The following is a 22,027-nucleotide window of genomic DNA, read 5'->3' on the forward strand; positions in this document are numbered from 1 at the left end:
TCGTTCTCGTAGAATGTCACGAGGCCCAGCAGCCGCGAGCGCAGCGCCGCGAGTGCCGCGTCGGCAGCGGCGGGTCACGTCACCGAATCGGGAGAGTTATGTCCGGGCATTCCAAGTGGGCCACGACCAAGCACAAGAAGGCCGTCATCGACGCGCGCCGTGCCAAGTCGTGGGCGAAGCTGATCAAGAACATCGAGGTCGCGGCGAAGCTCGGCGGCCCCGACCAGGCGGGCAACCCGACCCTGTTCGACGCCGTGCTCAAGGCCAAGAAGACCTCGGTGCCCAAGGACAACATCGACCGCGCCATCAAGCGCGGAGCGGGCATCGGCGGCGAGTCGGTCGACTACACGACGATCATGTACGAGTGCTACGCGCCCGGCGGCGTCGCGATGCTCATCGAGTGTCTGACCGACAACAAGAACCGTGCAGCTGCCGAGGTGCGCACGGCCGTGACGCGCAACGGCGGCAACATGGCCGATCCGGGCAGCGTGTCGTTCAACTTCGAGCGCAAGGGCGTCATCGTCGCGTCCGCGGAGGGCACGACCGAGGACGACGTCATGCTCGCCGCTCTCGAGGCCGGTGCGCTCGAGGTCGAGCCGCACCCGCAGGGGTTCGAGATCGTCACCGAGGCCAGCGACATGGTCGCCGTCCGCACGGCGCTGCAGGACGCGGGGATCGAGTACGAGTCGGCCGACGCCGAGTTCGTCGCCAACGTCAAGGTGCCGGTCGACGCCGAGACTGCGCGCAAGGTGTTCAAGCTGATCGACGCGCTGGAGGACAGCGACGACGTGCAGAACGTGTTCACGAACATCGACCTCACCCCCGAGGTGCAGGCCGAGCTCGAGGAGGACGACGAGTAGGTCGCTCCCCTCACTGACTCGCCGCCCCATCCGGTTCAACCGGGTGGGGCGGCACGCGTTCGGCGGGTTCCCTCCGCACGCCCAGGAACACCCGGGAACACGAAGCGTCACCTGGCGCGTCGCTCGGTGTGTCGGGCGTGACCGGCCGTGGCCGCCCGCCGCAGCCTGCATCGTGCGGGGCACGCGTGGACGGCGCCCGCACCGCCGCGGCGTTCATGGGCCGGGACGCCCGGCGCGCCTACGCTGGCAGGGTGAGCTCCCTGCGCGTCCTCGGAATCGATCCCGGCCTCACCCGGTGCGGTGTGGGGGTCGTCGATGTGGCGCGCGACCGCACGGCTTCCCTCGTGCACGTCGGCGTGGTGCGCTCGACGCCCGACATGCCGATCGCCGAGCGGCTCGCGGCGATCGCGGCCGGCATCCGTGCGGTGCTCGACGCCCACGCTCCCGACGTCGTGGCCGTGGAGCGCGTGTTCGCACAGCACAACCTCCACTCGGTGACGGGCACCGCGCAGGCCAGCGGCGTGGCGCTCATGCTGGCGGCCGAACGCGGGATCCCGGCGGCCACGCATACGCCGAGCGAGGTCAAGGCGGCCGTCACGGGGTACGGCTCCGCCGACAAGCGGCAGGTGCAGACGATGATCCAGCGCGTGCTGCGGCTGGAGGCGCTGCCGCAGCCGGCCGACGCGGCCGACGCCCTCGCTCTGGCGCTCTGCCACGCGTGGCGAGGAGGCGTGTCGGCGCAGGCGCACGGCGCGGACACATCGCTCACGCCGGCGCAGCGCGCCTGGGCGGAGGCCGAGAAGCGCACCCGCCGGATGCGTGTCGCTCGAACATAGGTCCGAATCCGCCCGTAGGCTGGGCGAATGATCTCCTCCCTGCGCGGCACCGTGATGCACGCCGGCGCCGACAGCGTCGTCGTCGAGGTCGGGGGAGTGGGCTTGTCGGTCGCGGTGCCGCCGGATGTCGCGCGCACCGCTCGCGAGGGCGAGACACTCGCACTGCACACCAGCCTGATCGTGCGAGAGGACTCGCTGTCGCTGTTCGGTTTCGCGTCTCGCGACGAGCTCGAGGTGTTCGGCGCCATGCTGTCGGTGTCGGGCGTCGGCCCCAAGTCGGCGCTCGGTGTGCTGTCGGCGCTGACCGTCGACCGGATCGCGGCCGCTGTCGCGGAGGACGACGACAAGCCCTTCCGCAAGGTGTCGGGCATCGGGCCGAAGACGGCCAAGCTGATCGTCGTGCAGCTCCAGGGCAAGCTCGCGCCGCCCGCCCCCCGGTCCGTCGCGGCTGCGGGCGCCGTTGCGTCGGATGTCGCGGCGCAGGTGGTGCAGGCGGTGTCGGGCCTGGGCTGGCCCGAGCGCGTGGCGGGGGATGCGGTGGCTCAGGCCGCCGAGGCGGCCTCCGACGCCGATCGCGCATCGGTGCAGGCGCTCCTGCGGCTGACGCTGGCGCTGCTGGGCCCGGCCACGCAGGGGGCGACGCGTGGCTGACGACGACGTCACGACGCCCGCGCCCCTCGACGAGACCGAGCTCGCGATCGAGGGTGCTCTGCGCCCGGCGACGCTCGCCGAGTTCGTGGGCCAGCAGAAGGTGCGCGGACAGCTGCAGCTGCTGCTCGACGCGGCGCGCATCCAGCATCGCCCGGCCGACCACATCCTGCTCGCGGGTCCGCCCGGTCTCGGCAAGACCACGCTCGCCATGATCGTCGCCCAGGAGAGCGATCGACCGCTGCGGCTGTCGAGCGGCCCGGCCATCCAGCATGCCGGCGACCTGGCCGCGCTGCTGTCGAGCCTCACCCCGGGCGAGGTGCTGTTCATCGACGAGATCCATCGCATGGCCCGCTCGGCCGAGGAGATGCTCTACCTCGCGATGGAGGACTTCCGCATCGACATCATGGTCGGAAAGGGCGCGGGGGCCACGAGCATCCCGCTGGACCTCGCGCCCTTCACGCTGGTGGGGGCGACGACCCGCTCGGGCATGCTGCCCAATCCGCTGCGGGATCGCTTCGGCTTCACGGCGCACCTGGAGTACTACGAGCCGCACGAGCTCGAGCGGGTGATCGGCCGCTCCGCCTCCGTCCTCGGCGTCGAGCTCGGTCCCGACCAGCGTCGGGAGATCGCGCGTCGGTCGCGGGGCACGCCCCGGATCGCGAATCGCCTGCTGCGCCGAGTGCGCGACTACGCGCTCGTGCATGCGGGCGGGGGAGCGGCCGACCTCCACGAGGTGCGTGCGGCGCTGGACCTGTACGACGTGGACGAGATCGGCCTCGACCGGCTCGACCGCGCCGTGCTCGAGGCGCTGGTGCGCCGCTTCCGAGGCGGCCCGGTCGGTCTCTCGACGCTCGCGGTCGCAGTCGGTGAAGAGCCCGACACGGTCGAGAGCGTCGTCGAGCCCTATCTCGTGCGCATCGGGTTCATGGGGCGCACGCCGCGGGGGCGTGTGGCCATGCCGGAGGCGTATGCGCACCTCGGCGTGCCGCACGCTGACGGGGCGCTGAACCTCGATGACCTATAATCGCTGCAGGTCTGGCATCATCCGCCGAATCCCCTCCCTGTCGCGCCGATGACGGCGCGTGCGCCCTCGCGAAAGGCTCTCCCGCCCCATGGATCCCAACCTGCTTCTTCTTCTCGTCGTCGTCGTGATGCTCGTCTGGATGTTCTTCAGCTCGCGGCGCCGCCAGCAGAAGATGCGCGAGGAGCAGGCCCGCAAGGCCGAGCTGATGGTCCCCGGTGCCCGTGTCATGTCGCGCTCGGGCCTGTACGGGTCGCTCGTCGAGTTCGACAGCGAGGACCTGTCGAAGCCCGCCAAGGTCGAGATCGCGCCGGGTGTGGTCATCGAGATGCACACGCAGGCCATCGACCTCGCGCCCGAGGACGACGCCGCTGCCGCTGAGGAGCAGCAGGACGCCGCCGAGGCCGAGGAGGCGCCCCGCGACAGTGCGCTGGACGAGGGTCCGGCCGATGCGGCTCCGGCGCCCGCGGCCTCCGACGAGATCCCGGAGTACAAGCTGCCCGACCTCGACTTCGGCGACCGCAAGGACGACGGCAAGAAGGACTGAGCCCAGGCTCACACGCTGGTTCCCCGCATCGAAAGCTGACGTTCGTGGCGACATCCACTCCTGCGCGCCGGGCCTGGCGCGTCCTGACCGGCCTCCTGGTCATCACCGCCGTGCTGTTCGGCGCCAATGCGCTCGGCGCTCACGTGCTCAAGGGCGGCACCTGGGTTCCTGAGCTGGCGCTCGACCTCCAGGGCGGCACGCAGATCGTGCTCGAGGCCCAGACCGAAGACGCCGAGCCCTCGAGCGAGCAGCTCGCGCAGGCGGTCGCGATCATCCGCCAGCGCGTCGACGCGTCAGGCGTGGGCGAATCGGAGATCTCGACGCAGGGATCGCAGAACATCGTCGTGCAGATCCCGGGCAACGCCGACGAGCAGACCCGCGAGCGCATCCAGGCCAGCGCCCAGCTCGAGCTGCGCGCTGTCATCTACTCGGCGGGTCCGACCAACACGTTCGTCGGCGAGGACGGCAACGAGACGCCGTACCCCACGCCCGGGCCCTCGCTCGCCGCGACGCCGACCGCGGAGCCCTCGAACGGCTCCGACCCGGCGTGGGTGAGCGAGAAGCTCTGGGCCGAGTTCCTCGCGTACAGCTGTGACGACCCGGCCAACGACCCGTCGTCGGCGCCGGGAGACCAGCCGCTGATCACGTGCGACACGACGGGCAGCCAGAAGTACATCCTGGGCCCCGTGGAGATGGACGGCTCGTCGATCGACGACGCCACCAACGGCATGGATCCGCAGAACGGTCAGTGGAACGTGCAGCTCGCGTTCGACCAGGAGGGCGCGCGCACGTTCGGCGAGATCAGCCAGCGCCTCTACGGCCAGCAGGCGCCGCTGAACCAGTTCGCGTTCGTGCTGGACGGTTCGATCATCTCGGCGCCGTCGATGAACGCCGTGATCACCGACGGTCGCCCCAGCATCTCGGGCGGCGGCATCGACCAGGAGACGTCGAAGACGCTCGCCGACCAGCTGAAGTTCGGCGCCCTGCCGCTGAGCTTCGAGGTCGTCAGCTCCGACACCATCTCGGCGACTCTGGGTTCCCAGCAGCTGCAGAGCGGTCTGATCGCCGGCCTCATCGGACTCGTCCTGGTGGGTCTCTTCGTGGTGCTCGTGAGCTACCGCGCGCTCGGCTTCGTGATCATCGCGTCGCTGATCGTGATGGCGGTGCTCACGTACATCCTGCTGTGCCTGCTGTCGTGGCGCCTGGGCTACCGCCTCTCGCTCGCGGGCGTGGCCGGCCTGATCGTGACGATCGGCTTCACCGCCGACTCCTTCATCGTGTACTTCGAGCGCATCCGCGACGAGCTGCGCGACGGGAAGGGCATCACGGTCGCCGTCGAGGACGGCTGGGCGCGCGCCAAGCGCACGATCTACATCTCGAAGTCCATCAACGTGCTCGCCGCCGTCGTGCTGTACATCCTCGCCGACGCGACGGTCAAGGGCTTCGCGTTCACGCTGGGTCTCACCACGGTGCTCGACGTGCTGATCTTCGTGATGTTCACCCACCCGGTGATGCAGCTCCTCGTCCGCACGCCCTTCTTCGGCGGCGGTCACCCGCTGTCCGGACTGGACCCCGCCGCGCTCGGCGCCGTGTACCGCGGCCGTGCCACGTTCCGCTCGCCGGTCGTCACGGGACCGCGCGCGAAGCGCTCGCGCGGAGAGGCCGAGCGCCGACAGACCATCGCCGAGCGCAAAGCCGCCGAGCTCGCGTCGCAGACCGCCCACGGCTCGCGTGCCGCGGGCGCCGAGGAGGAGAACGCCTGATGCGCTCCATGACCGATTTCGGCAACGACCTCTACACGGGGAAGGCGTCCTTCCCGTTCGTGGGTCGGCGCCGCACGTGGTTCATCGTCGCGATCGTGCTGGTCGTGCTCTCGGCGATCGCGCCGTTCCTGCGCGGCGTCGAGTTCTCGGTCGAGTTCACGGGCGGCTCGCAGTTCCTCGTCTCGGCGCCCGCGTCGACCGATCAGTCCCGTGCGACCGAGGCCGTCGAGGAGGCCGTCCCCGGCACGACCACCAAGGTGACGACGGTCAGCAATCGGGACATCCGGGTGCAGACGTCGCAGCTCACCGACGCCGAGACGCACAGCGTGACGGACGCGCTGGCCGCGGCATACGAGGTCGACGCCACCGAGGTCACCGCGTCGTTCATCGGCCCGACCTGGGGCCAGGACGTCACGCGTCAGTCGCTGTGGGGCCTGGCGATCTTCCTCGCCCTGACCTTCCTGATCCTGGCGATCTACTTCCGCACGTGGAAGATGTCCGCCGCCGCGATCGTCGGCCTGCTCGACGTGCTGATCGTGACGATCGGCATCTACTCGCTGTGCGGTTTCGAGATCTCGCCCGCCGCCGTGATCGGCTTCCTGACGATCCTGGCGTACTCGCTGTACGACACGACCGTCGTCTTCGACAAGATCCGAGAGAACACGTCGGAGGACGTGGATGCGTCCGGTCGCACGTTCGGAGAGTCGGTGAACCTGGCGGTGAACCAGACGCTCATCCGCTCGATCAACACGTCGGTCGTGGCGGCGCTGCCCGTGGCCGCCATCCTGTTCATCGGCTCGCTCTGGCTCGGCGCCGAGACGCTGTCGGACATCTCGCTGTCGATCTTCGTCGGCATCATCGTCGCGACGTACTCCACGCTGTTCGTCGCCGCGCCCCTGTATTCGCTGTTCCGCGAGGGCGAGCCGGCGATCCGCCAGTCCGACGAGCGCGTGCTGACCGCACGTGCGGGCTGACGGTCCGCCGGCCGGGCGTAGGATGAGCGAATCCGCATGGAAGCCCGGCGAACGCGGGAGGGGGCGAGGCATGGCTGATTCGGCGACGACCCAGGCGCCGAGCCTGCGCCGTCTCGTGCCGCGCATCTTCTCGCGCGCCCCTCGGCACGCCGATCTCACGCGGCTCATCACGACGGTCCGCGCGAACCACCCGCGCGGCGACATGGCCATCATCGAGCGGGCATACGCCGTGGCCGCCGAGAAGCACCGCGGTCAGAAGCGTCAGAGCGGCGAGCCGTACATCACGCATCCGCTCGCCGTGGCGCAGATCCTGGCCGAGCTCGGACTGGGGCCGCGCGCGATCGCGGCCGCGCTGCTGCACGATACGGTCGAGGACACGGGCTACCCTCTCGACGAGCTGCAGGCCGAGTTCGGCGACGAGGTCGCGCTGCTCGTGGACGGCGTCACCAAGCTCGACAAGGTCAAGTACGGCGAGAGCGCCCAGGCCGAGACCGTTCGCAAGATGATCGTCGCGATGTCGAAGGACATCCGGGTGCTCGTCATCAAGCTGGCCGACCGCCTGCACAACGCCCGGACCTGGGGCTTCGTGCCGCCCGAGAAGGCGAAGAAGAAGGCCACCGAGACACTCGAGATCTATGCGCCGCTCGCGCACCGGCTCGGCATCCAGACCATCAAGTCGGAGCTCGAGGATCTCTCGTTCGCCGTGCTGCACCCGAAGATCTACAACGAGATCGACAGCCTCGTGAAGCAGCGCACGCCGCAGCGCGAGCAGTACGTGCAGAACGTGATCGACGACGTGAGTCGTGATCTGCACGAGCTGCGCATCCGGGGCACCGTGGTGGGCCGGCCCAAGCAGCTGTACTCCGTCTACCAGAAGATGGTCGTGCGCGGACGCGAGTTCGACGACATCTACGACCTGATCGGCATTCGCGTGATCGTGGCCACGGTGCGCGACTGCTATGCCGTGCTCGGCTCGATCCACGCCCGCTGGCGTCCGCTCCCGGGCCGGTTCAAGGACTACATCGCCACCCCGAAGTTCAACCTGTATCGCTCGCTGCACACCACGGTCATCGGACCGGGCGGCCGCACGGTCGAGATCCAGATCCGCACGCAGGAGATGCACCAGCAGGCGGAGTTCGGCGTCGCGGCCCACTGGAAGTACAAGGAGCGGATGGCCGGGGGCAAGCCCGACCAGAAGTCGCTCGACACCGACATGGCGTGGCTCGCGCGCATCTCGGACTGGGAGTCCGAGACCAAGGACCCCGGGGAGTTCCTCGACTCGCTGCGCTTCGAGATCGGCGCGAAGGACGTCTACGTCTTCACGCCGAAGGGGAAGGTCATCGGCCTCCCGGCGGGTGCCACTCCCGTCGACTTCGCGTATGCCGTGCACACCGAGATCGGCCACCGCACGATGGGGGCCAAGGTGAACGGCCGGCTGGTGCCCTTGGAGTCGACCCTCAACTCGGGCGACGTGGTCGAGGTGTTCACGTCGAAGAATCCGGATGCCAGCCCCAGCCAGGACTGGCTCACGTTCGTCAAGAGCACCCGCGCCCGCAACAAGATCCGCGGTTGGTTCACCAAGGAGCGTCGCGACGAGGCGATCGAGCAGGGCAAGGACGCGATCGCTCGGGCCATGCGCCGCCATCACCTGCCGCTGCAGCGGCTGAAGGACTCGCTGCAGGAGGTCGCCGACCTCATGCACTACGAGGACGTGTCGGCGCTGTATGCCGCCGTGGGCGAGGGGCACGTCTCGACGCAGTCGGTGCTCGAGAAGGTCACCGCGCTCATCCAGGCCGGCGAGGACACCACGACGGGGCAGATCGAGCTGCCCCCGACGGTGAGCCAGCGGAGGCCGCGCGGCGGCGACTCGGGCGTGCTGGTGCGCGGCGCCGATGACATCCTGGTCAAGCTCGCGAAGTGCTGCACCCCCGTGCCCGGCGACGAGATCGTGGGCTTCATCACGCGTGGCAGCGGCGTCTCGGTGCACCGGACGGACTGCACCAACGTCGCATCCCTGAAGGGCGATCCCGGCCGGATGATCGACGTCTCGTGGGCGCCGACGACCAAGAGCGTGTTCCTGGTGCAGATCCAGGTCGAGGCCCTGGATCGCTCCGGGCTGCTGTCGGACGTGACACGTGTGCTCACGGAGCACCACGTGAACATCCTGTCGGCCACCGTGTCGACCACCAAGGAGCGTCTGGCGATCAGTCGATTCGTGTTCGAGATGGGCGACGCCGTGCACCTCGACCGCGTATTGAACGCCGTGCGCCGTATCGACGCCGTCTACGACGTCTACCGCGTGACCTCGTCCTGACGCGCCTCGGCACGGGCGGCGAGCTGCCGGTCGAGCCGCGCGAGGTGCGCCATGGCGGGCTGCCGCCCCGGCATCCGGCGGTGGGCGACGAGCCACGCGAGCGCCTCCGCGATCAGGGGCGCGGTCGCGAGGCGCTCCGCCGCGTCGCCGGTCGCAGGGTCGGATGGATCGCGCGTCAGGTCGACCAGCGTGCGCGCGGGGCTCGAGATGCGGGCGCCGCCCAGCACCACGACGTCGGCATCGTCGAGCGGGGTGTCGCGGAATCGCATCCGGCGGTCGACCGGCCGCGTCACGCCGCGCGCGCCGCGCTGCACGTGGTGCACCTGCGGCGGAACGCCGATCGCGCCGTGCACCCAGGCCGCACTCATGCCGATCGCGACCAGGTTCACGCCGAGCAGGGGCAGCAGGGTCGCCGCGCGCAGAGCGGGTGTCTCGAGCGCATCCGCCGGCGCGTACCCATCGCCCACGGCGCACAGCTCGCCATCGAGCCGCGCCGCCGAGAGCTCCGCGGGGGACAGACCGTGATGGGGGAACTGCACGAGTGCCATGCCGGCAGTGTGCCGTAACGACGAGGGGCGCGCGTCCCGGTGTGGATAACCGTTCCGCGCGCCCCGGGTGTCCGGCGGCGAGGCGTCAGCCGCCGATGGCCTTCAGCCAGGCACGGCGAGCGTCCAGAGCCTCGCGCGCCTCGGAGGCGGCCTTCGTGTCGCCCTTGGCCTGCGCGTCGGCGAGCTCCTTCTCGAGCTTCTCGATCGCCTCCTCGAGCTGGCGCGTCGCGTCGTTCGCGCGTGCCTTGGTCTCGGGGTTGTTGCGCTTCCAGTCGACGTCCTCTCGCGCGCGCAGGTCGTTCTCGATCCGGCGCATCTGGTCGTCGAGACCCCGCTCGACGTCGCGGGGGAAGATGCGGCCGACCTCGTCCCATCGACGCTGGATGCCGGTCAGCAGCTTGCGCGCCTTGACGAGGTCCGCGGTGTCGGCAACGGCCTTCGCCTCTTCGAGCAGCGCCTTGCGGGCCTCGATGCGCGGGGCCGACTCGGCCTGCTCGGCCGCATCGCGCTCGGCCCGCGCCGAGTAGAGCGCGTCGCCCGCGGCCTTGAACCGTGCCCAGAGCGCGTCGTCGGCCTTGCGACCGGCGCGGCCGGCGGCCTTCCACTCGTCGAGCAGCGCCCGGTAGGCGGGGATGCCGTCCTCGCCCTTGGACGCGAGAGCCTCGGCGCGCTCCAGGATGCGGGTCTTCCGGTCGCGCGCGGCCTTGTGCGTCTCGTCGAGCTCGGCGAAGAACGCCCGGCGGTGACGCTCGACGGTGGAGCGCGCGTCGCGGAAGCGCTTCCAGAGCGCCTGCCCGGTGGCCTTGGGAAGTCGCGGCGCGCTCTGCTGGTGCTGCTGCCACTCCTCGAACGCGGCGTTGAGCTCCGCGGTCGCCTGCTTCCACTGGATCGACTTCGGATCGCGCGCGGCGAGTGCCTCGACGCGCTCGACGATGGCGGTGCGCTGCGCGACCGCTTCGTCGACAGCGGCGCGGTGCGCAGCGGCCTCCTCGGCGCTGGCCTCGGCGAGCGAGGCGGTGAGGGCATCGAGCAGGTCGGTGAGACCGGCGAGATCGCCGACCACCGCGGCACCCACCACCTCCTCGCGCAGCTTGCGGGCCTGTCCGCGCAGGTCGGCGGCGGAGGCGCCGCCGCGCAGGCGTCGCTGAGCGAGCGTGCGCACCCGCAGGGCGAGGTCGTCGAACTTGCGCTCGTAGTACGCCAGCGCCTCCGCCGGCGTGCCGTCGGGGTACTCGCCGACCACGCGCCACTCGTCGCCCTCGCGCACCGACACGACCCCCGCCTCGTCGACGCGACCCCACTCGGTCGTCGCGGCGGCGCTGGCTTCCGGCGCGACGTCCTGCGCCGACTGCGCGGACTCAGCGGTCGCGGCGTCAGCGGTCGCGGCGTCGTCAGTCACGGCGTCGTCCGTCACGGTGTCGGCCGCGTCGGCGTCGGCGGTCGCGGGGGCGTCGCCGGCTCCCGCGGCGGCGTCGGCAGCGCCTCCGTCGGTGGGAGCAGCGTCGGTCGCGGCGTCGTCAGCGGACGGCGCGACGGTCTCCGCCACGGCGGTCTCGGGCACGGTCTCGGCGGCGTCGGCGCCGTCGGGGATCGTGTCTTCAGCAGGGGTGTGATCGGGGCTCGTCACGGGAGGCTCCTTGCGCGGTGACCGCGGGAGGGGACAGGACGCGCCCCAGCCTAGTACGCCGTCGAACGCGCGACTCGGCGCTCAGTCCCCGGGCGTCGCGGTGGGCGCGGGCGTGTCGGACGGACTCGCAGTCGGGAGCGGCGTGTCGATGGGCGCGGGCGTCTGTGTGACGGCGGGCGTCTCGGTCGGCGAAGGGGTCGCGACGGCGCCCGGGCCCACCGAGTAGTACAGGGCCTGCCCGCCCACTGCCGCGGCGACCACGAGCGCGGCGACGCTCGTGGCGACGATGTTGTCGCGGCGCCGGCGGCGGCCCTGCGCGAGGTGGTGCCGGCGGCGTGCCTCGTACAGGCGCGCCCGCTCTCGGGCCTCGCGCGCGGCGCGATCCCGCCCGGACGCCTTGCCTCCTGCGGCCATGGATGGGCTCCTCTCGACGATCGGCGACACCGGTCCTCCGGCCGCCCCTCCTGAGCGGGAACGAGCCTACGCAGACGCGGCGCGCCCGTCGAAATCGACACCGCCCGCCGCCATGTCGGATGGGCGCAATACGCTGGTCTGATGAACTCGGCGAGCGGCTCCCTGATGGGCGGCGGCCGCGGCCTCACACCGCTGGCCGTGCGCATGCGCCCCACTGCGCTCGACGAGGTGGCGGGACAGGCGCACCTGCTGCGGCCCGGATCGCCGATCGTCGCGCTGGCGGATCCCGAGGCACAGGCACCGGGCACGGTGTCCGTCATCCTGTGGGGTCCGCCGGGCACGGGCAAGACGACGCTCGCACAGGCCATCGCCCGCTCGTCCGGACGGCGGTTCGTCGAGCTGTCCGCCATCACCGCGGGCGTGAAGGACGTGCGCGAGGTCATGCAGGAGGCGCTGAACCAGCGCGACCTGTATGGGCAGTCGACCATCCTGTTCCTCGACGAGATCCACCGGTTCACGAAGGCGCAGCAGGATGCCCTGCTGCCGGGCGTCGAGAACGGCTGGGTCATCCTGATCGCGGCCACGACGGAGAACCCGTCGTTCTCCGTCATCTCGCCGCTGCTGTCGCGGTCGCTGCTGCTGACGCTGCAGCCTCTGACCGACGACGACCTCGGCGTGCTCGTCGACCGCGCGGTGACCGACCCCCGTGGCCTCGGGGGAGAGGTCGCGCTCGAGCCCGAGGCCCGCGCGGCGCTCATCCGTCTCGCGTCCGGCGATGCCCGACGGGCGCTGACGGCGTTGGAGGCCAGCGCGGGGGTCGCCGCGTCCGAGGCGCCCCCGACGCGTGAGGGCGGCGCGACCCCCACCGTCACGGCCGCGCATGTCGCTCAAGCCGTCGACCGGGCGCTGCTGCGCTATGACCGCCAGGGCGACGAGCACTACGACGTGATCAGCGCGTTCATCAAGTCGATCAGGGGATCCGACGTGGACGCCGCCATGCACTACCTCGCGCGCATGATCGAGGCGGGGGAGGATCCGCGCTTCATCGCTCGCCGCCTCGTGATCTCGGCCTCCGAGGACATCGGCCTCGCCGACCCGCAGGCGCTCCAGATCGCGGTCGCCGCGGCCGACGCCGTTGCGTTCATCGGCATGCCCGAAGGGCGCATCCCGCTCGCGGAGGCCACCGCGTACCTGGCGACCGCGGCGAAGTCGAACGCCGCCTACAACGCGATCAACGCCGCGATCGCGGATGTGAAGGCCGGCCGCATGGGAACGGTGCCGAAGCACCTGCGCGACGCGCACTACGCGGGCGCGAAGCGCCTCGGCCACGGCAAGGGCTACGTGTACCCGCACGATCACGATCTCGGGGTCGTGGCGCAGCAGTATCTCCCCGACGAGCTGCGCGGTCGCCGCTACTACGAGCCGAAGCCGCACGGTGTCGAGCGCGAGATCGGTGCGCGCCTCGAACGGCTCAGACGCATCCTCGGCGGCTGAGGGTCGACCCCAGCGGTGCGCGCGGGTGCACCCTGACTCGCCTCAGGGGATCCCCGGATTCGCGCCCGCAGCCTTGACGAGACGTCGGCGCCTTCGGGAGGGTGAGCGTGTTCCCTTCCCGTCGCGCTCCGCATCCCGTCCCCGCGCGGAGCCCTCCGAACCGAGGTCCGCCATGGCCGTGTTCCGCCGCTGGATCCTGCCCGCCTGCTGGCTTGTCATCGGCGCGGTGGCCGCAGCCGCCCTCGCCAAGATCGCCTTCTTCCCCGACCGCGAGGACGTCCCGGGCGCCGGCGCCGGGGCCGTGCCGACCGGCGCGCTGAGCGAGCCGCAGATCACGGCGGAGCGCGGCACCATCACGAACGATCTCGAGCTGCCGGCGACCGTGTCGAACGATCCGGCGGTCGAGCTGAAGGCCTACAAGTCCGGGACCGTCGTCGATGTGTTCTTCGGCGAGGGTGCGGCTGTCACAGCAGGGGCCATCGTCGCGAGCGTGCGGGAGCAGATCCCGGATGACGACGGCACGATGCGCGACCTGTGGAGCGAGGTCATCGCGCCCCAAGCGGGGGTGCTCTCGGACCTCTCGCTCGCGAGCGGTCAGGCGCTGGCGGCGGGCGACGTCGTGGGCGCGATCGCGCCGACGACATTCCGGATCCAGGGGGCGATCGCGCCGGAGGACCGCTATCGCCTCACGACCGAGCCGACGGAGGCGCGCATCGAGATCGCGGGCGGCCCCGCGCCGTTCACGTGCACCGGGCTGGTCCTCGAGACGTCGCTGCCGACGCTGGAGAGCCCGGGCGCGGCCCCGGATCCGACCACGGTGGTGCGCTGCCCCGTGCCGGAGGGCGTACGCGTCTTTCCCGGACTCAGCGCGACGATCACCTTGGCCGGCGGCGTCGCGGCGGACGTGATCGCGCTGCCGATGACCGCCGTGCTGGGCAACGCGGAGTCGGGCGTCGTGTATGTGCCGGACGAGACGGGGAAGCCCCAGGAACGCGAGGTGGTGCTCGGCATCAACGACGGGGCGCGCGTCGAGGTGCGTGAGGGGCTCCAGGAGGGCGAGTCTGTCTTCGAGTTCGTGCCTGCGGAGGACCTCGACGAGGGCGCGGACGCGGCGGGGGCGGAGGGGTGAGCGCGCCGATCCTGAGCGCGAGGGGCATCACTCGCACGGTCGAGCTGCCTGACGCGGCGCCGCTGCACATCCTCCGCGGCGTCGACCTCGACGTCGAGGTCGGCGACCACGTCAGCATCATGGGACGCTCCGGCAGCGGCAAGAGCACGCTGCTGAACATCCTGGGCCTGCTGGACGCGCCGACCTCCGGCGAGCTGGACTTCGACGGGATGCCGGTGGCGCGGATGAGTGCCTCGCGTCGCGACCGCACGCGCGGTCGCAGGGTGGGGTTCGTGTTCCAGCAGTTCAACCTGCTGCCGCGGCGCACCGCACTGGAGAACGTCGAGATGCCGCTGCTGTACGACGGCGGGCAGTCCTTCTGGCGGCGCCGTGCGCTGGCGACGGCGATGCTCGAGCGGGTGGGTCTGGGCGCGCGAGCGCAGCAGATGCCGGAGCGCCTCTCGGGCGGTGAGCAGCAGCGCGTGGCGATCGCGCGGGCGCTCGTGCGCTCGCCCCGCCTGATCCTGGCGGACGAGCCCACCGGTGCCCTGGACGTCGAGACCGGGGGGACGATCATGGAGCTGCTCGACCAGATCGCCGCGCAGTCGGGCGCCGCCTTGATCACGATCACGCACGACCCGCATGTCGCGGCCCGCGCACAGCGCGTGTACCGGCTCGCGGACGGCACGCTGCACGAGGCGCAGCCGGTGCTCGACGGCGTGCGCCAGGGGACGGCCGCGTGAGCGTCGTCGCGTCAACTGCGGGCGCCGTCGCGGAGGCCTGGCAGGAGCTGCGCGTCCACCGCTTGCGTGTGCTGCTCAGCCTCATCGTCGTGGCCGTGTCGGTGGCCGCCTTCACGGGCGTGGTCGCTCTCGGCCAGATGCTGTCCCAGGGCTTCGAGGAGCAGATGGAGCGCGGCGGTGGACGCCCGGCGCTCGCGACCTTCTCGGCCTTCGGGACGGGTTCCGACTCCGCGAGTTCAGGCCCTGCGGGCGCGGCATCGGCGGGTAGCGGGTCCCCCGCGGACTCCGAGCTGATCGATGCCGCGTTCGCACGCACGGCCGAGCGCTTCGGCGTCGAATGGACCGCGCGGACATCGTGGCTCGATGCCGAACTGGCGCATGGCCGGTTCGCGGGGTTTCAGGCGACCGACCCGGACTACGGCGTCATGCACCGCGTGCCGATGGTGCAGGGGCGCTGGTTCTCGGACACCGATGCGGCGCGCCTCGTGCCCGCTGTCATCGTCAGCGAGAACTGGTGGCGCGACCTCGGGGCGCCGCCGATGGAGACGCACCCGACCGTGACCCTGAGGCTGACGACATACACGCCCGAGGGCACGCCCACCGCGCCCGTGGACGCGCAGGCCGTCATCGTCGGGGTCACGTCGGGCAATCAGGATCCGACGTACTACAGCGGGTACATGGTGTACGACGACGCGCTGGCGCTCGTCGGGGAGCCGCTGGCCGCGAACGCGAGCCGAGAGGCGTGGATCCCCGTCGCCGGCGCGGACGAGCTGATGGAGGCCATGCGCGCCTCGCTCGAGGCGAGCCTGCCGAGCGGGTTCGAGGTGAGCACGGGCCGCACCGACTACGAGTTCCAGCAGCAGCAGGGGTACGACCCGTTCGGACCCATGTTCCTCGTGCTCGGCGGGATCGCGGTGCTCGTCCTCGCGTTGGGGGCGTTGAGCCTCCTCAACATCACGCTGGTGACGGTGCGCCACCGCATTCGCGAGATCGGCGTGCGCCGCAGCTTCGGCGCCACCGGCACGCGCATCTTCTTCGCCGTCATGCTCGAGAGCGTCGTCGCGACCGTGCTGGCCGGCGGCGCGGGGATCGTGCTGGCCATCCTCATCCTGCGCATGCCCCTGGTCGCGGACACCATGTTCGGGGGCCTGCAGGACCCGCCGCCGTTCCCGATGTCCGCAGCGGTGATCGGGCTGGCCGTGTCCGCGTTCGTCGGGGCGCTCGCGGGACTTCTGCCCGCGCTCGTGGCCGTGCGCGTGCGGCCGATCGACGCCATCCGGTACTGACACCCGACCGGCCAGTCGGCGCAGCTCGATCTGATAGGCTTGATCGGCTCGAAATCCGGGCACATCCCTCTTCGCATGATCCCTCAGGTGGGTAGACGTACGCCTGAACCGGATGAAGACGGAATGTACGTCCGAGCGCCGCGACAGTCGCGGCCTCGTGAAAGGAAAACATGACTACCAAGTCGCAGGACCGCCGCAAGGTCCGCCTGTCGCGTGCCCTGGGCATCGCGCTCACCCCGAAGGCCGCGCGCTACCTCGAGAAGCGTCCCTACGGCCCCGGCCAGCACGGCCGCACCAAGCGCAAGGCTGACAGCGACTACGCCGTCCGTCTGCGTGAGAAGCAGCGTCTGCGCGAGCAGTACGGCATCCGCGAGAAGCAGCTGCGCATCGCGTTCAACGAGGCGCGCCGTACCGAGGGCCTGACGGGTGAGAACCTCGTCGAGCTGCTCGAGATGCGTCTCGACGCCCTGGTGCTGCGCTCGGGCTTCGCCCGCACGACCGCGCAGGCGCGTCAGTTCGTGGTGCACCGCCACATCCTCGTCGACGGCAAGATCGTCGACCGCCCGTCGTTCCGCGTGAAGCCGGGCCAGACCATCGAGGTCAAGGCCAAGAGCGAGGGCCTCGAGCCCTTCCAGGTCGCGGCTCTCGGCGGTCACGCCGAGGTGCTGCCGCCCGTTCCGGGCTACCTCGAGGTCGAGCTCGACAAGCTGCAGGCGAAGCTCGTGCGTCGCCCGAAGCGCGCCGAGGTGCCCGTCACGTGTGACGTGCAGCTCGTCGTCGAGTACTACGCGGCTCGCTGAGCCGCGCGCACGCGCACAGCAGTGCTCGGAGGGCATCGGGGCTTCGGCCTCGGTGCCCTCCGTCGTACGTGCCCCTGTCCCCGCCCTCCGCGCCGGCCTCGGGCGTCTACGATGGAACGACGCCGCGACGCGCGGCCCCGGACCGGAGGATGGGTGACATGAAGAACGCGCTGTGGTTCCTGCTCGGCATCGTCGGCGGATTCGTCGCGGCACACTTCCTCAACAAGGACCCGCGGGGCGCCGAGGTGCTCGCCGACATCGACGCGCGCATCGACGAGTTCGTCGATCGCATCGGCGAGGCGTACCGCCTCGAGGAGGCCCGCCGCTCGCCCTCAGGCGACACCCCCGCTCTCTGACCGTTCCCCGTCTCCGGCCGCCACCCGAGGCGGCCGCTCCCGCATGCACCGTCGCGCGTCCGCCTCCGGATGCGCCGGCCCCCATCAGTCAAGGACGAAGCACCCCATATGAAGACCGCGGACATCGCGCAGCGCTACCTCGACTACTTCGAGAAGAACGACCACACCATCGTGCCGTCGGCGTCCCTGGTCAGCGATGACCCGTCGATCCTGTTCACGATCGCCGGCATGGTGCCGTTCATCCCGTACCTGACCGGGGTGGTGCCCGCGCCGTACCCGCGCGCGGCGGACGTGCAGAAGTGCATCCGCACGAACGACATCGAGGAGGTGGGCAAGACCGCCCGCCACGGCACGTTCTTCCAGATGCTGGGCAACTGGTCGTTCGGCGACTACTTCAAGGAAGGCGCCATCTCGTACGCCTGGGAGCTCCTCACCTCCTCGGAGGCGGACGGCGGCCTGGGCTTCGCCGAGAAGGACCTCTGGGTCACGGTGTACGAGACCGACGACGAGGCGGCCGAGCTGTGGCAGAAGGTCGCCGGTCTGCCCGCCGAGCGGATCCAGCGACTCGGCCGTGAGGACAACTTCTGGACGACCGGTCAGCCGGGCCCCGCCGGCCCGTGCTCCGAGATCTACTTCGACCGCGGGCCTGCGTACGGCCGAGACGGCGGCCCCGCCGTCGACGACAGCCGGTTCCTCGAGATCTGGAACCTCGTGTTCATGCAGAACGCGATCGAGAACGTGCGGTCGAAGACCGAGTTCGACATCGTGGGGGAGCTGCCCGCGAAGAACATCGACACCGGCATGGGTCTCGAGCGCGTCGCATTCCTGAAGCAGGGCGTCGAGAACATGTACGAGACCGACCAGGTGCGCCCGGTCCTCGACCGCGCCTCCGAGATCTCGGGCCGCCGGTACGGCGCCGACGCGCAGGATGACGTGCGCTTCCGCATCATCGCCGACCACGTGCGGTCCTCCCTGATGCTGCTCTCGGACGGCGTGACGCCGTCGAACGAGGGGCGCGGATACATCCTGCGTCGCCTGATGCGCCGCAGCGTTCGCGCGATGCGTCTGCTGGGCGTGGAGGAGGCGACCTTCCCGGCCCTGTTCGAGGCGTCGCGCGATGCCATGAAGGAGGCCTATCCGGTCGTCGAGACCGACTGGCAGCGGCTGTCGTCCTACGCGTTCGCCGAGGAGGAGACCTTCCTGCGCACGCTGACGGCGGGTTCCACGATCCTCGACACTGCTGTGGCGAAGACGAAGGCGTCCGGGGGCGCGACCCTGGGAGGCGAGCAGGCGTTCCTGCTGCACGACACCTACGGGTTCCCGATCGACCTCACGCTCGAGATCGCGGAGGAGGCCGGACTCGGCGTCGACCGCGCCGGCTTCGACAGCCTGATGCAGGAGCAGAAGCAGCGCGCCAAGGCCGACGCGCGTTCACGCAAGCGCGCGATCGCCGACCTGAGCGTGTACCGCGACTTCCGCGCGCTCGGCGAGACGGTGTTCACGGGGTACACCGATCTGGAGACCGAGAGCCGAGTGCTCGGCGTGCTGGTCGACGGCGTGGCCACCGGCCGGGCCTCCGAGGGGCAGATCGCCGAGGTCATCCTGGCCGAGACGGCTCTCTACGCGGAGTCGGGTGGACAGGTCGCCGACAGGGGAACGATCGTCGGCCCGGGCTACGAGCTCGAGGTGCTCGATGTGCAGCGCCCCGTGGCGGGCCTCGTGAGCCACACGGTGGAGGTCACCCGCGGTGAGGTGGGCGTCGACCAGCCGGCCACGACCATCGTGGATGCCGCCAACCGCCGCTCGGCCCAGCAGGCGCACTCGGCGACGCACCTGGTGCACGCCGCGCTGCGCGACACGCTCGGCAAGGGCGCCACCCAGGCGGGATCGCTCAACCGCGCGGGCTACCTGCGCTTCGACTTCACCTGGGGGCAGGCGCTCAGCGCGGCCACGCGCAGCGAGATCGAGGAGATCGCCAACAACGCGGTCCGCGACAACCTCGAGGTCACGACGCGCGTGATGTCGCTCGACGAGGCGAAGGCCGCCGGCGCCATGGCGCTGTTCGGCGAGAAGTACGGCGACAAGGTGCGCATGGTCGACATCGGCGGGCCCTGGTCGCGGGAGCTCTGCGGTGGCACGCACGTGTCGTCGAGCGCCGAGATCGGGCTCATCAGCCTCATCGGCGAGTCGTCGGTCGGCGCATCCAACCGTCGCGTGGAGGCGCTCGTGGGCGCTGATGCGTTCCGGGAGCTGACGGCGGAGCGTGCGCTCGTGGCCGAGCTGTCCGCGTCGCTGAAGGCGCCGAAGGACCAGCTGCCGGCCCGCATCGCGGAGCTGGCCGCGAGCCTGAAGGCCGCCGAGAAGAAGATCGCGGCGTTCGAGGCGCGCGCACTGGCAGACCGCGTGCCGGCGCTGGCACAGACCGCCCAGCGCGCCGGCGACGTGCGCCTCGTCGCCGAGTCGGTGGGCGCGGTCGCCTCGGCCGACGATCTGCGCAGCCTCGCGACCTCGGTGCGCGACCGCCTCGGATCGGAGGCCGCCGTGGTCGCCCTGACGGGCATCGCCGGCGACAAGGTGCTCGCGATCGTCGCGACGAACGAGGCGGCGCGAGCAGCGGGCGCCAAGGCCGGTGTGCTGGTCAAGGCCGCCCTGGAGCGCCTCGGCGGACGGGGAGGCGGACGCGACGACATGGCTCAGGGGGCGGGCGCCGACGCGTCGGCGATCCCGGCCGCGCTCGACGCGGTACGCGCGCAGCTGCAGGCCGCATGAGCGGATTCCGCCGCGGCGTTCGCCTGGGCGTCGACGTGGGCAAGGCCCGCGTCGGGGTCGCGCGCTGCGATCCGGACGGGATGCTGGCGGTTCCGGTCGAGACCGTCCCCCGTGACGAGCGGTCGATCGCGCGCCTCGTGGAGCTCGCCGCGGAGCACGAGCCGCTCGAGTTCGTGGTGGGCCTGCCGCTCAACATGCGCGGCGAGGACACCCCGTCGACGGCGGATGCCCGGGAGTTCGCGGCCCAGCTCGCCGCGGCGCAGGACGCTCCCGTCCGGCTCGTGGACGAGCGTCTGAGCACGGTATCCGCGCACTCCGCGCTGAGGCAGTCCGGGAGATCCCAGAAGGGTTCTCGTAGCATTGTCGATCAGGTCGCCGCGGTGGTGCTGCTCCAGCACGCCATCGACAGCGAGAAACGCACCGGGGCGGCCGCTGGTACGCCTGCCGGCCTTCCCGAGGAGTAGAACCCGCTCATGACCGATCCGTCGCCCGACGCGAACGCGCCGCTGAGCCGCCGTCGCCTGAGAGAGGCCGCGCGCTCGAACGGCGCCCCCGCGCTCCCTGGCGCCGCGGCGAGCGACGTGGTCGGCCGCCGCCCGGCGGAGGGGGAACCGGCCCCACAGCCCGCCGAGACCGCGATCCCGTGGGAGGACGTGCTGCCGCGCGAGAGCAGCGCCCCCGCTCCATCGGAGCGATCGGCGCCCGCCACCCTCGCCGAGACCGCCGCGCTGACGGCGCAGGAGCCGGCGGACGGCCCGACCCCGGCTGGCGCCGGCGCGGCGTCGCTGGAGGATCTGTTCGTCCCGGAGAACATGGTCGATTCCAAACCACGCCGACGCGGCCGCGGCTGCCTCGTGACCCTGGTGGTCTTCGCGCTCATCGCGGGCGGGCTGACCGCCGGAGGATTCTGGGCATGGGACACCTATGGCGAGCGCATCCAGTCGTTCCTCGGCTGGGACGGCCCGAGCGACTACGAGCCGGGCGAGGCGACCGGTGAGGCGATCATCACGATCGAAGAGGGCGACGGCGGCGAGGCGATCTCTCAGACGCTGTACGAGGCGGGTGTCACACTCAAGCCCGACTCGTTCTACGACCACCTGATCGACGCCGGTACGGTGCCCGTGTTCTATCCGGGCGTCTACAAGCTGCAGAAGAAGATGACGTCGGAGGCGGCGCTCGAGTGGCTCAATCGCCCCGAGACGCGACTCGAGAACTCCGTCGCGCTGCAGGAGGGCTGGACCGTCGAGGCGACCCTCGAGGCCGCCGCCGCCGGCCTGGAGATGCCTCTGGAGGAGCTGCAGAGCGCCGCCGCAGACCCCGCCGCGTACGACGTCGAGGCCGACAGCCTCGAAGGCTGGCTCTTCCCGGCGCACTACACCTTCGATCCCGGAGTCACGGCCGAGGACGTCATCCGCACGATGGTCGACCGCACGCGGGAGTCGCTCGCGGCGGCAGGGGTGCAGGCCGGAGACGAGCAGCGCATCCTGACCGTGGCGTCGATCGTGCAGCGGGAGGGCCGTTCGGCTCAGGACTTCCGGATGGTGGCCCGTGTGATCTACAACCGGCTGGATCCTGCGATCTCCGACACGAACCAGATGCTGCAGATGGACTCCACCGCGCAGTACGGCTACCAGGAGGAGCACGGCTCGGTGTTCAGCTCGGAGGAGCAGCTCACCGACCCCAACCCGTGGAACACCTACGTGCACCCCGGTCTGCCGGTCGGCCCCATCGCCAACCCGGGCGACGAGGCCATCCGAGCAGCGGTCGCGCCGGCGGACGGCGACTGGCAGTACTTCGTGACCGTGAACCTCGAGACGGGCGAGACGGCGTTCAGCGCGACGTACGGCGAGCAGCAGCAGAACGAGGCGAAGCTGCGCCAGTGGTGCTCGGAGAACCCGGATTACACCGGATGCTGA

20 protein-coding genes are annotated in these 22,027 nt (G+C 71.0%); 17 read left to right on the top strand and 3 right to left on the bottom strand.

The annotated features are described in order from the left end of the window. Nucleotides 1-98 precede the first annotated feature (98 nt). The 8 genes from ABTW64_RS00325 to ABTW64_RS00360 all read left to right on the top strand — a co-directional run bounded on the left by ABTW64_RS00325 (nucleotide 99) and on the right by ABTW64_RS00360 (nucleotide 8,966). Nucleotides 99-860 (top strand): YebC/PmpR family DNA-binding transcriptional regulator, encoded by a 762-nt coding sequence (locus ABTW64_RS00325; protein WP_350618013.1) that lies wholly within the window; start codon nucleotides 99-101, stop codon nucleotides 858-860. A 215-nt stretch (nucleotides 861-1,075) separates the two neighbouring features. Then, a complete protein-coding gene (gene ruvC, locus ABTW64_RS00330) occupies nucleotides 1,076-1,696 on the top strand; it encodes a crossover junction endodeoxyribonuclease RuvC (protein ID WP_350618806.1) in 621 nt (206 codons plus the stop codon). Nucleotides 1,697-1,723: 27 nt separating this feature from the next. Continuing rightward, complete coding sequence (gene ruvA / locus ABTW64_RS00335) at nucleotides 1,724-2,347, top strand: Holliday junction branch migration protein RuvA (protein WP_350618015.1); 624 nt, start codon at nucleotides 1,724-1,726, stop codon at nucleotides 2,345-2,347. Continuing rightward, nucleotides 2,340-3,371: a Holliday junction branch migration DNA helicase RuvB gene (ruvB, locus tag ABTW64_RS00340; RefSeq protein WP_350618017.1), complete on the top strand. Its 1,032-nt coding sequence runs from the start codon at nucleotides 2,340-2,342 to the stop codon at nucleotides 3,369-3,371. The genes ruvA and ruvB overlap by 8 nt, the downstream gene beginning before the upstream one ends. 88 nt (nucleotides 3,372-3,459) lie before the next feature. Next, nucleotides 3,460-3,915 carry a preprotein translocase subunit YajC gene (locus tag ABTW64_RS00345; protein ID WP_350618019.1) on the top strand — a complete coding sequence of 152 codons (456 nt, stop codon included), beginning with the start codon at nucleotides 3,460-3,462 and terminating at the stop codon, nucleotides 3,913-3,915. A gap of 44 nt (nucleotides 3,916-3,959) precedes the next feature. Beyond that, nucleotides 3,960-5,678, top strand: a complete 1,719-nt coding sequence (secD, locus tag ABTW64_RS00350; protein WP_350618021.1) for a protein translocase subunit SecD — start codon at nucleotides 3,960-3,962, stop codon at nucleotides 5,676-5,678. After that, a complete protein-coding gene (gene secF, locus ABTW64_RS00355) occupies nucleotides 5,678-6,652 on the top strand; it encodes a protein translocase subunit SecF (protein ID WP_350618023.1) in 975 nt (324 codons plus the stop codon). Before secD ends, secF begins: the two co-directional genes overlap by 1 nt. A 70-nt stretch (nucleotides 6,653-6,722) precedes the next feature. Next, nucleotides 6,723-8,966 (top strand): RelA/SpoT family protein, encoded by a 2,244-nt coding sequence (locus ABTW64_RS00360; protein ID WP_350618025.1) that lies wholly within the window; start codon nucleotides 6,723-6,725, stop codon nucleotides 8,964-8,966. On the opposite strand, the gene ABTW64_RS00365 is transcribed toward ABTW64_RS00360, so the two are convergent. From ABTW64_RS00365 to ABTW64_RS00375, 3 genes are all read right to left on the bottom strand, one after another. Further along, nucleotides 8,945-9,514 (bottom strand): type IV toxin-antitoxin system AbiEi family antitoxin, encoded by a 570-nt coding sequence (locus ABTW64_RS00365; protein ID WP_350618027.1) that lies wholly within the window; start codon nucleotides 9,512-9,514, stop codon nucleotides 8,945-8,947. The two genes, ABTW64_RS00360 and ABTW64_RS00365, sit on opposite strands and share 22 nt — an antisense overlap. Nucleotides 9,515-9,599: 85 nt before the next feature. Continuing rightward, complete coding sequence (locus ABTW64_RS00370; protein WP_350618029.1) at nucleotides 9,600-11,141, bottom strand: DUF349 domain-containing protein; 1,542 nt, start codon at nucleotides 11,139-11,141, stop codon at nucleotides 9,600-9,602. 81 nt (nucleotides 11,142-11,222) lie between these two features. Beyond that, nucleotides 11,223-11,555 carry a dioxygenase gene (locus tag ABTW64_RS00375; RefSeq protein WP_350618031.1) on the bottom strand — a complete coding sequence of 111 codons (333 nt, stop codon included), beginning with the start codon at nucleotides 11,553-11,555 and terminating at the stop codon, nucleotides 11,223-11,225. 141 nt (nucleotides 11,556-11,696) lie between these two features. On the opposite strand from ABTW64_RS00375, the gene ABTW64_RS00380 reads away from it, so the two are divergent. The 9 genes from ABTW64_RS00380 to mltG all read left to right on the top strand — a co-directional run bounded on the left by ABTW64_RS00380 (nucleotide 11,697) and on the right by mltG (nucleotide 22,027). Further along, a complete protein-coding gene (locus tag ABTW64_RS00380; RefSeq protein ID WP_350618033.1) occupies nucleotides 11,697-13,049 on the top strand; it encodes a replication-associated recombination protein A in 1,353 nt (450 codons plus the stop codon). Between the two features lie 172 nt (nucleotides 13,050-13,221). Then, on the top strand, nucleotides 13,222-14,178 hold the full coding sequence (locus ABTW64_RS00385; RefSeq protein ID WP_350618035.1) for an efflux RND transporter periplasmic adaptor subunit: 957 nt from the start codon (nucleotides 13,222-13,224) through the stop codon (nucleotides 14,176-14,178). Continuing rightward, nucleotides 14,175-14,900 (top strand): ABC transporter ATP-binding protein, encoded by a 726-nt coding sequence (locus ABTW64_RS00390; protein ID WP_350618037.1) that lies wholly within the window; start codon nucleotides 14,175-14,177, stop codon nucleotides 14,898-14,900. Before ABTW64_RS00385 ends, ABTW64_RS00390 begins: the two co-directional genes overlap by 4 nt. Then, entirely contained in the window at nucleotides 14,897-16,186 is a 1,290-nt protein-coding gene (locus tag ABTW64_RS00395) for an ABC transporter permease (RefSeq protein WP_350618039.1), read from the top strand. The genes ABTW64_RS00390 and ABTW64_RS00395 overlap by 4 nt, the downstream gene beginning before the upstream one ends. A 170-nt stretch (nucleotides 16,187-16,356) precedes the next feature. Then, nucleotides 16,357-16,986: a 30S ribosomal protein S4 gene (gene rpsD, locus ABTW64_RS00400; RefSeq protein WP_350618041.1), complete on the top strand. Its 630-nt coding sequence runs from the start codon at nucleotides 16,357-16,359 to the stop codon at nucleotides 16,984-16,986. Between the two features lie 158 nt (nucleotides 16,987-17,144). Next, nucleotides 17,145-17,342, top strand: coding sequence for a hypothetical protein (locus ABTW64_RS00405; protein ID WP_350618043.1), 198 nt, complete (start codon nucleotides 17,145-17,147; stop codon nucleotides 17,340-17,342). Between the two features lie 108 nt (nucleotides 17,343-17,450). Next, complete coding sequence (gene alaS / locus ABTW64_RS00410) at nucleotides 17,451-20,111, top strand: alanine--tRNA ligase (protein ID WP_350618045.1); 2,661 nt, start codon at nucleotides 17,451-17,453, stop codon at nucleotides 20,109-20,111. Continuing rightward, on the top strand, nucleotides 20,108-20,575 hold the full coding sequence (ruvX, locus tag ABTW64_RS00415; protein WP_350618048.1) for a Holliday junction resolvase RuvX: 468 nt from the start codon (nucleotides 20,108-20,110) through the stop codon (nucleotides 20,573-20,575). Before alaS ends, ruvX begins: the two co-directional genes overlap by 4 nt. A gap of 9 nt (nucleotides 20,576-20,584) precedes the next feature. Then, nucleotides 20,585-22,027, top strand: a complete 1,443-nt coding sequence (gene mltG, locus ABTW64_RS00420) for an endolytic transglycosylase MltG (RefSeq protein WP_350618050.1) — start codon at nucleotides 20,585-20,587, stop codon at nucleotides 22,025-22,027.

Source organism: Microbacterium sp. NPDC096154 (assembly GCF_040302945.1).
Taxonomy (GTDB): domain Bacteria; phylum Actinomycetota; class Actinomycetes; order Actinomycetales; family Microbacteriaceae; genus Microbacterium.

Coding starts and splice junctions, on each gene's coding strand:
- ABTW64_RS00325 (WP_350618013.1), top strand. CDS start 99: ATGTCCGGGCATTCCAAGTGGGCCACGACCAAGCACAAGAAGGCCGTC.
- ruvC (WP_350618806.1), top strand. CDS start 1,076: ATGGGCCGGGACGCCCGGCGCGCCTACGCTGGCAGGGTGAGCTCCCTG.
- ruvA (WP_350618015.1), top strand. CDS start 1,724: ATGATCTCCTCCCTGCGCGGCACCGTGATGCACGCCGGCGCCGACAGC.
- ABTW64_RS00345 (WP_350618019.1), top strand. CDS start 3,460: ATGGATCCCAACCTGCTTCTTCTTCTCGTCGTCGTCGTGATGCTCGTC.
- secF (WP_350618023.1), top strand. CDS start 5,678: ATGCGCTCCATGACCGATTTCGGCAACGACCTCTACACGGGGAAGGCG.
- ABTW64_RS00360 (WP_350618025.1), top strand. CDS start 6,723: ATGGCTGATTCGGCGACGACCCAGGCGCCGAGCCTGCGCCGTCTCGTG.
- ABTW64_RS00365 (WP_350618027.1), bottom strand. CDS start 9,514: ATGGCACTCGTGCAGTTCCCCCATCACGGTCTGTCCCCCGCGGAGCTC.
- ABTW64_RS00375 (WP_350618031.1), bottom strand. CDS start 11,555: ATGGCCGCAGGAGGCAAGGCGTCCGGGCGGGATCGCGCCGCGCGCGAG.
- ABTW64_RS00380 (WP_350618033.1), top strand. CDS start 11,697: ATGAACTCGGCGAGCGGCTCCCTGATGGGCGGCGGCCGCGGCCTCACA.
- ABTW64_RS00385 (WP_350618035.1), top strand. CDS start 13,222: ATGGCCGTGTTCCGCCGCTGGATCCTGCCCGCCTGCTGGCTTGTCATC.
- rpsD (WP_350618041.1), top strand. CDS start 16,357: ATGACTACCAAGTCGCAGGACCGCCGCAAGGTCCGCCTGTCGCGTGCC.
- ABTW64_RS00405 (WP_350618043.1), top strand. CDS start 17,145: ATGAAGAACGCGCTGTGGTTCCTGCTCGGCATCGTCGGCGGATTCGTC.
- alaS (WP_350618045.1), top strand. CDS start 17,451: ATGAAGACCGCGGACATCGCGCAGCGCTACCTCGACTACTTCGAGAAG.
- ruvX (WP_350618048.1), top strand. CDS start 20,108: ATGAGCGGATTCCGCCGCGGCGTTCGCCTGGGCGTCGACGTGGGCAAG.
- mltG (WP_350618050.1), top strand. CDS start 20,585: ATGACCGATCCGTCGCCCGACGCGAACGCGCCGCTGAGCCGCCGTCGC.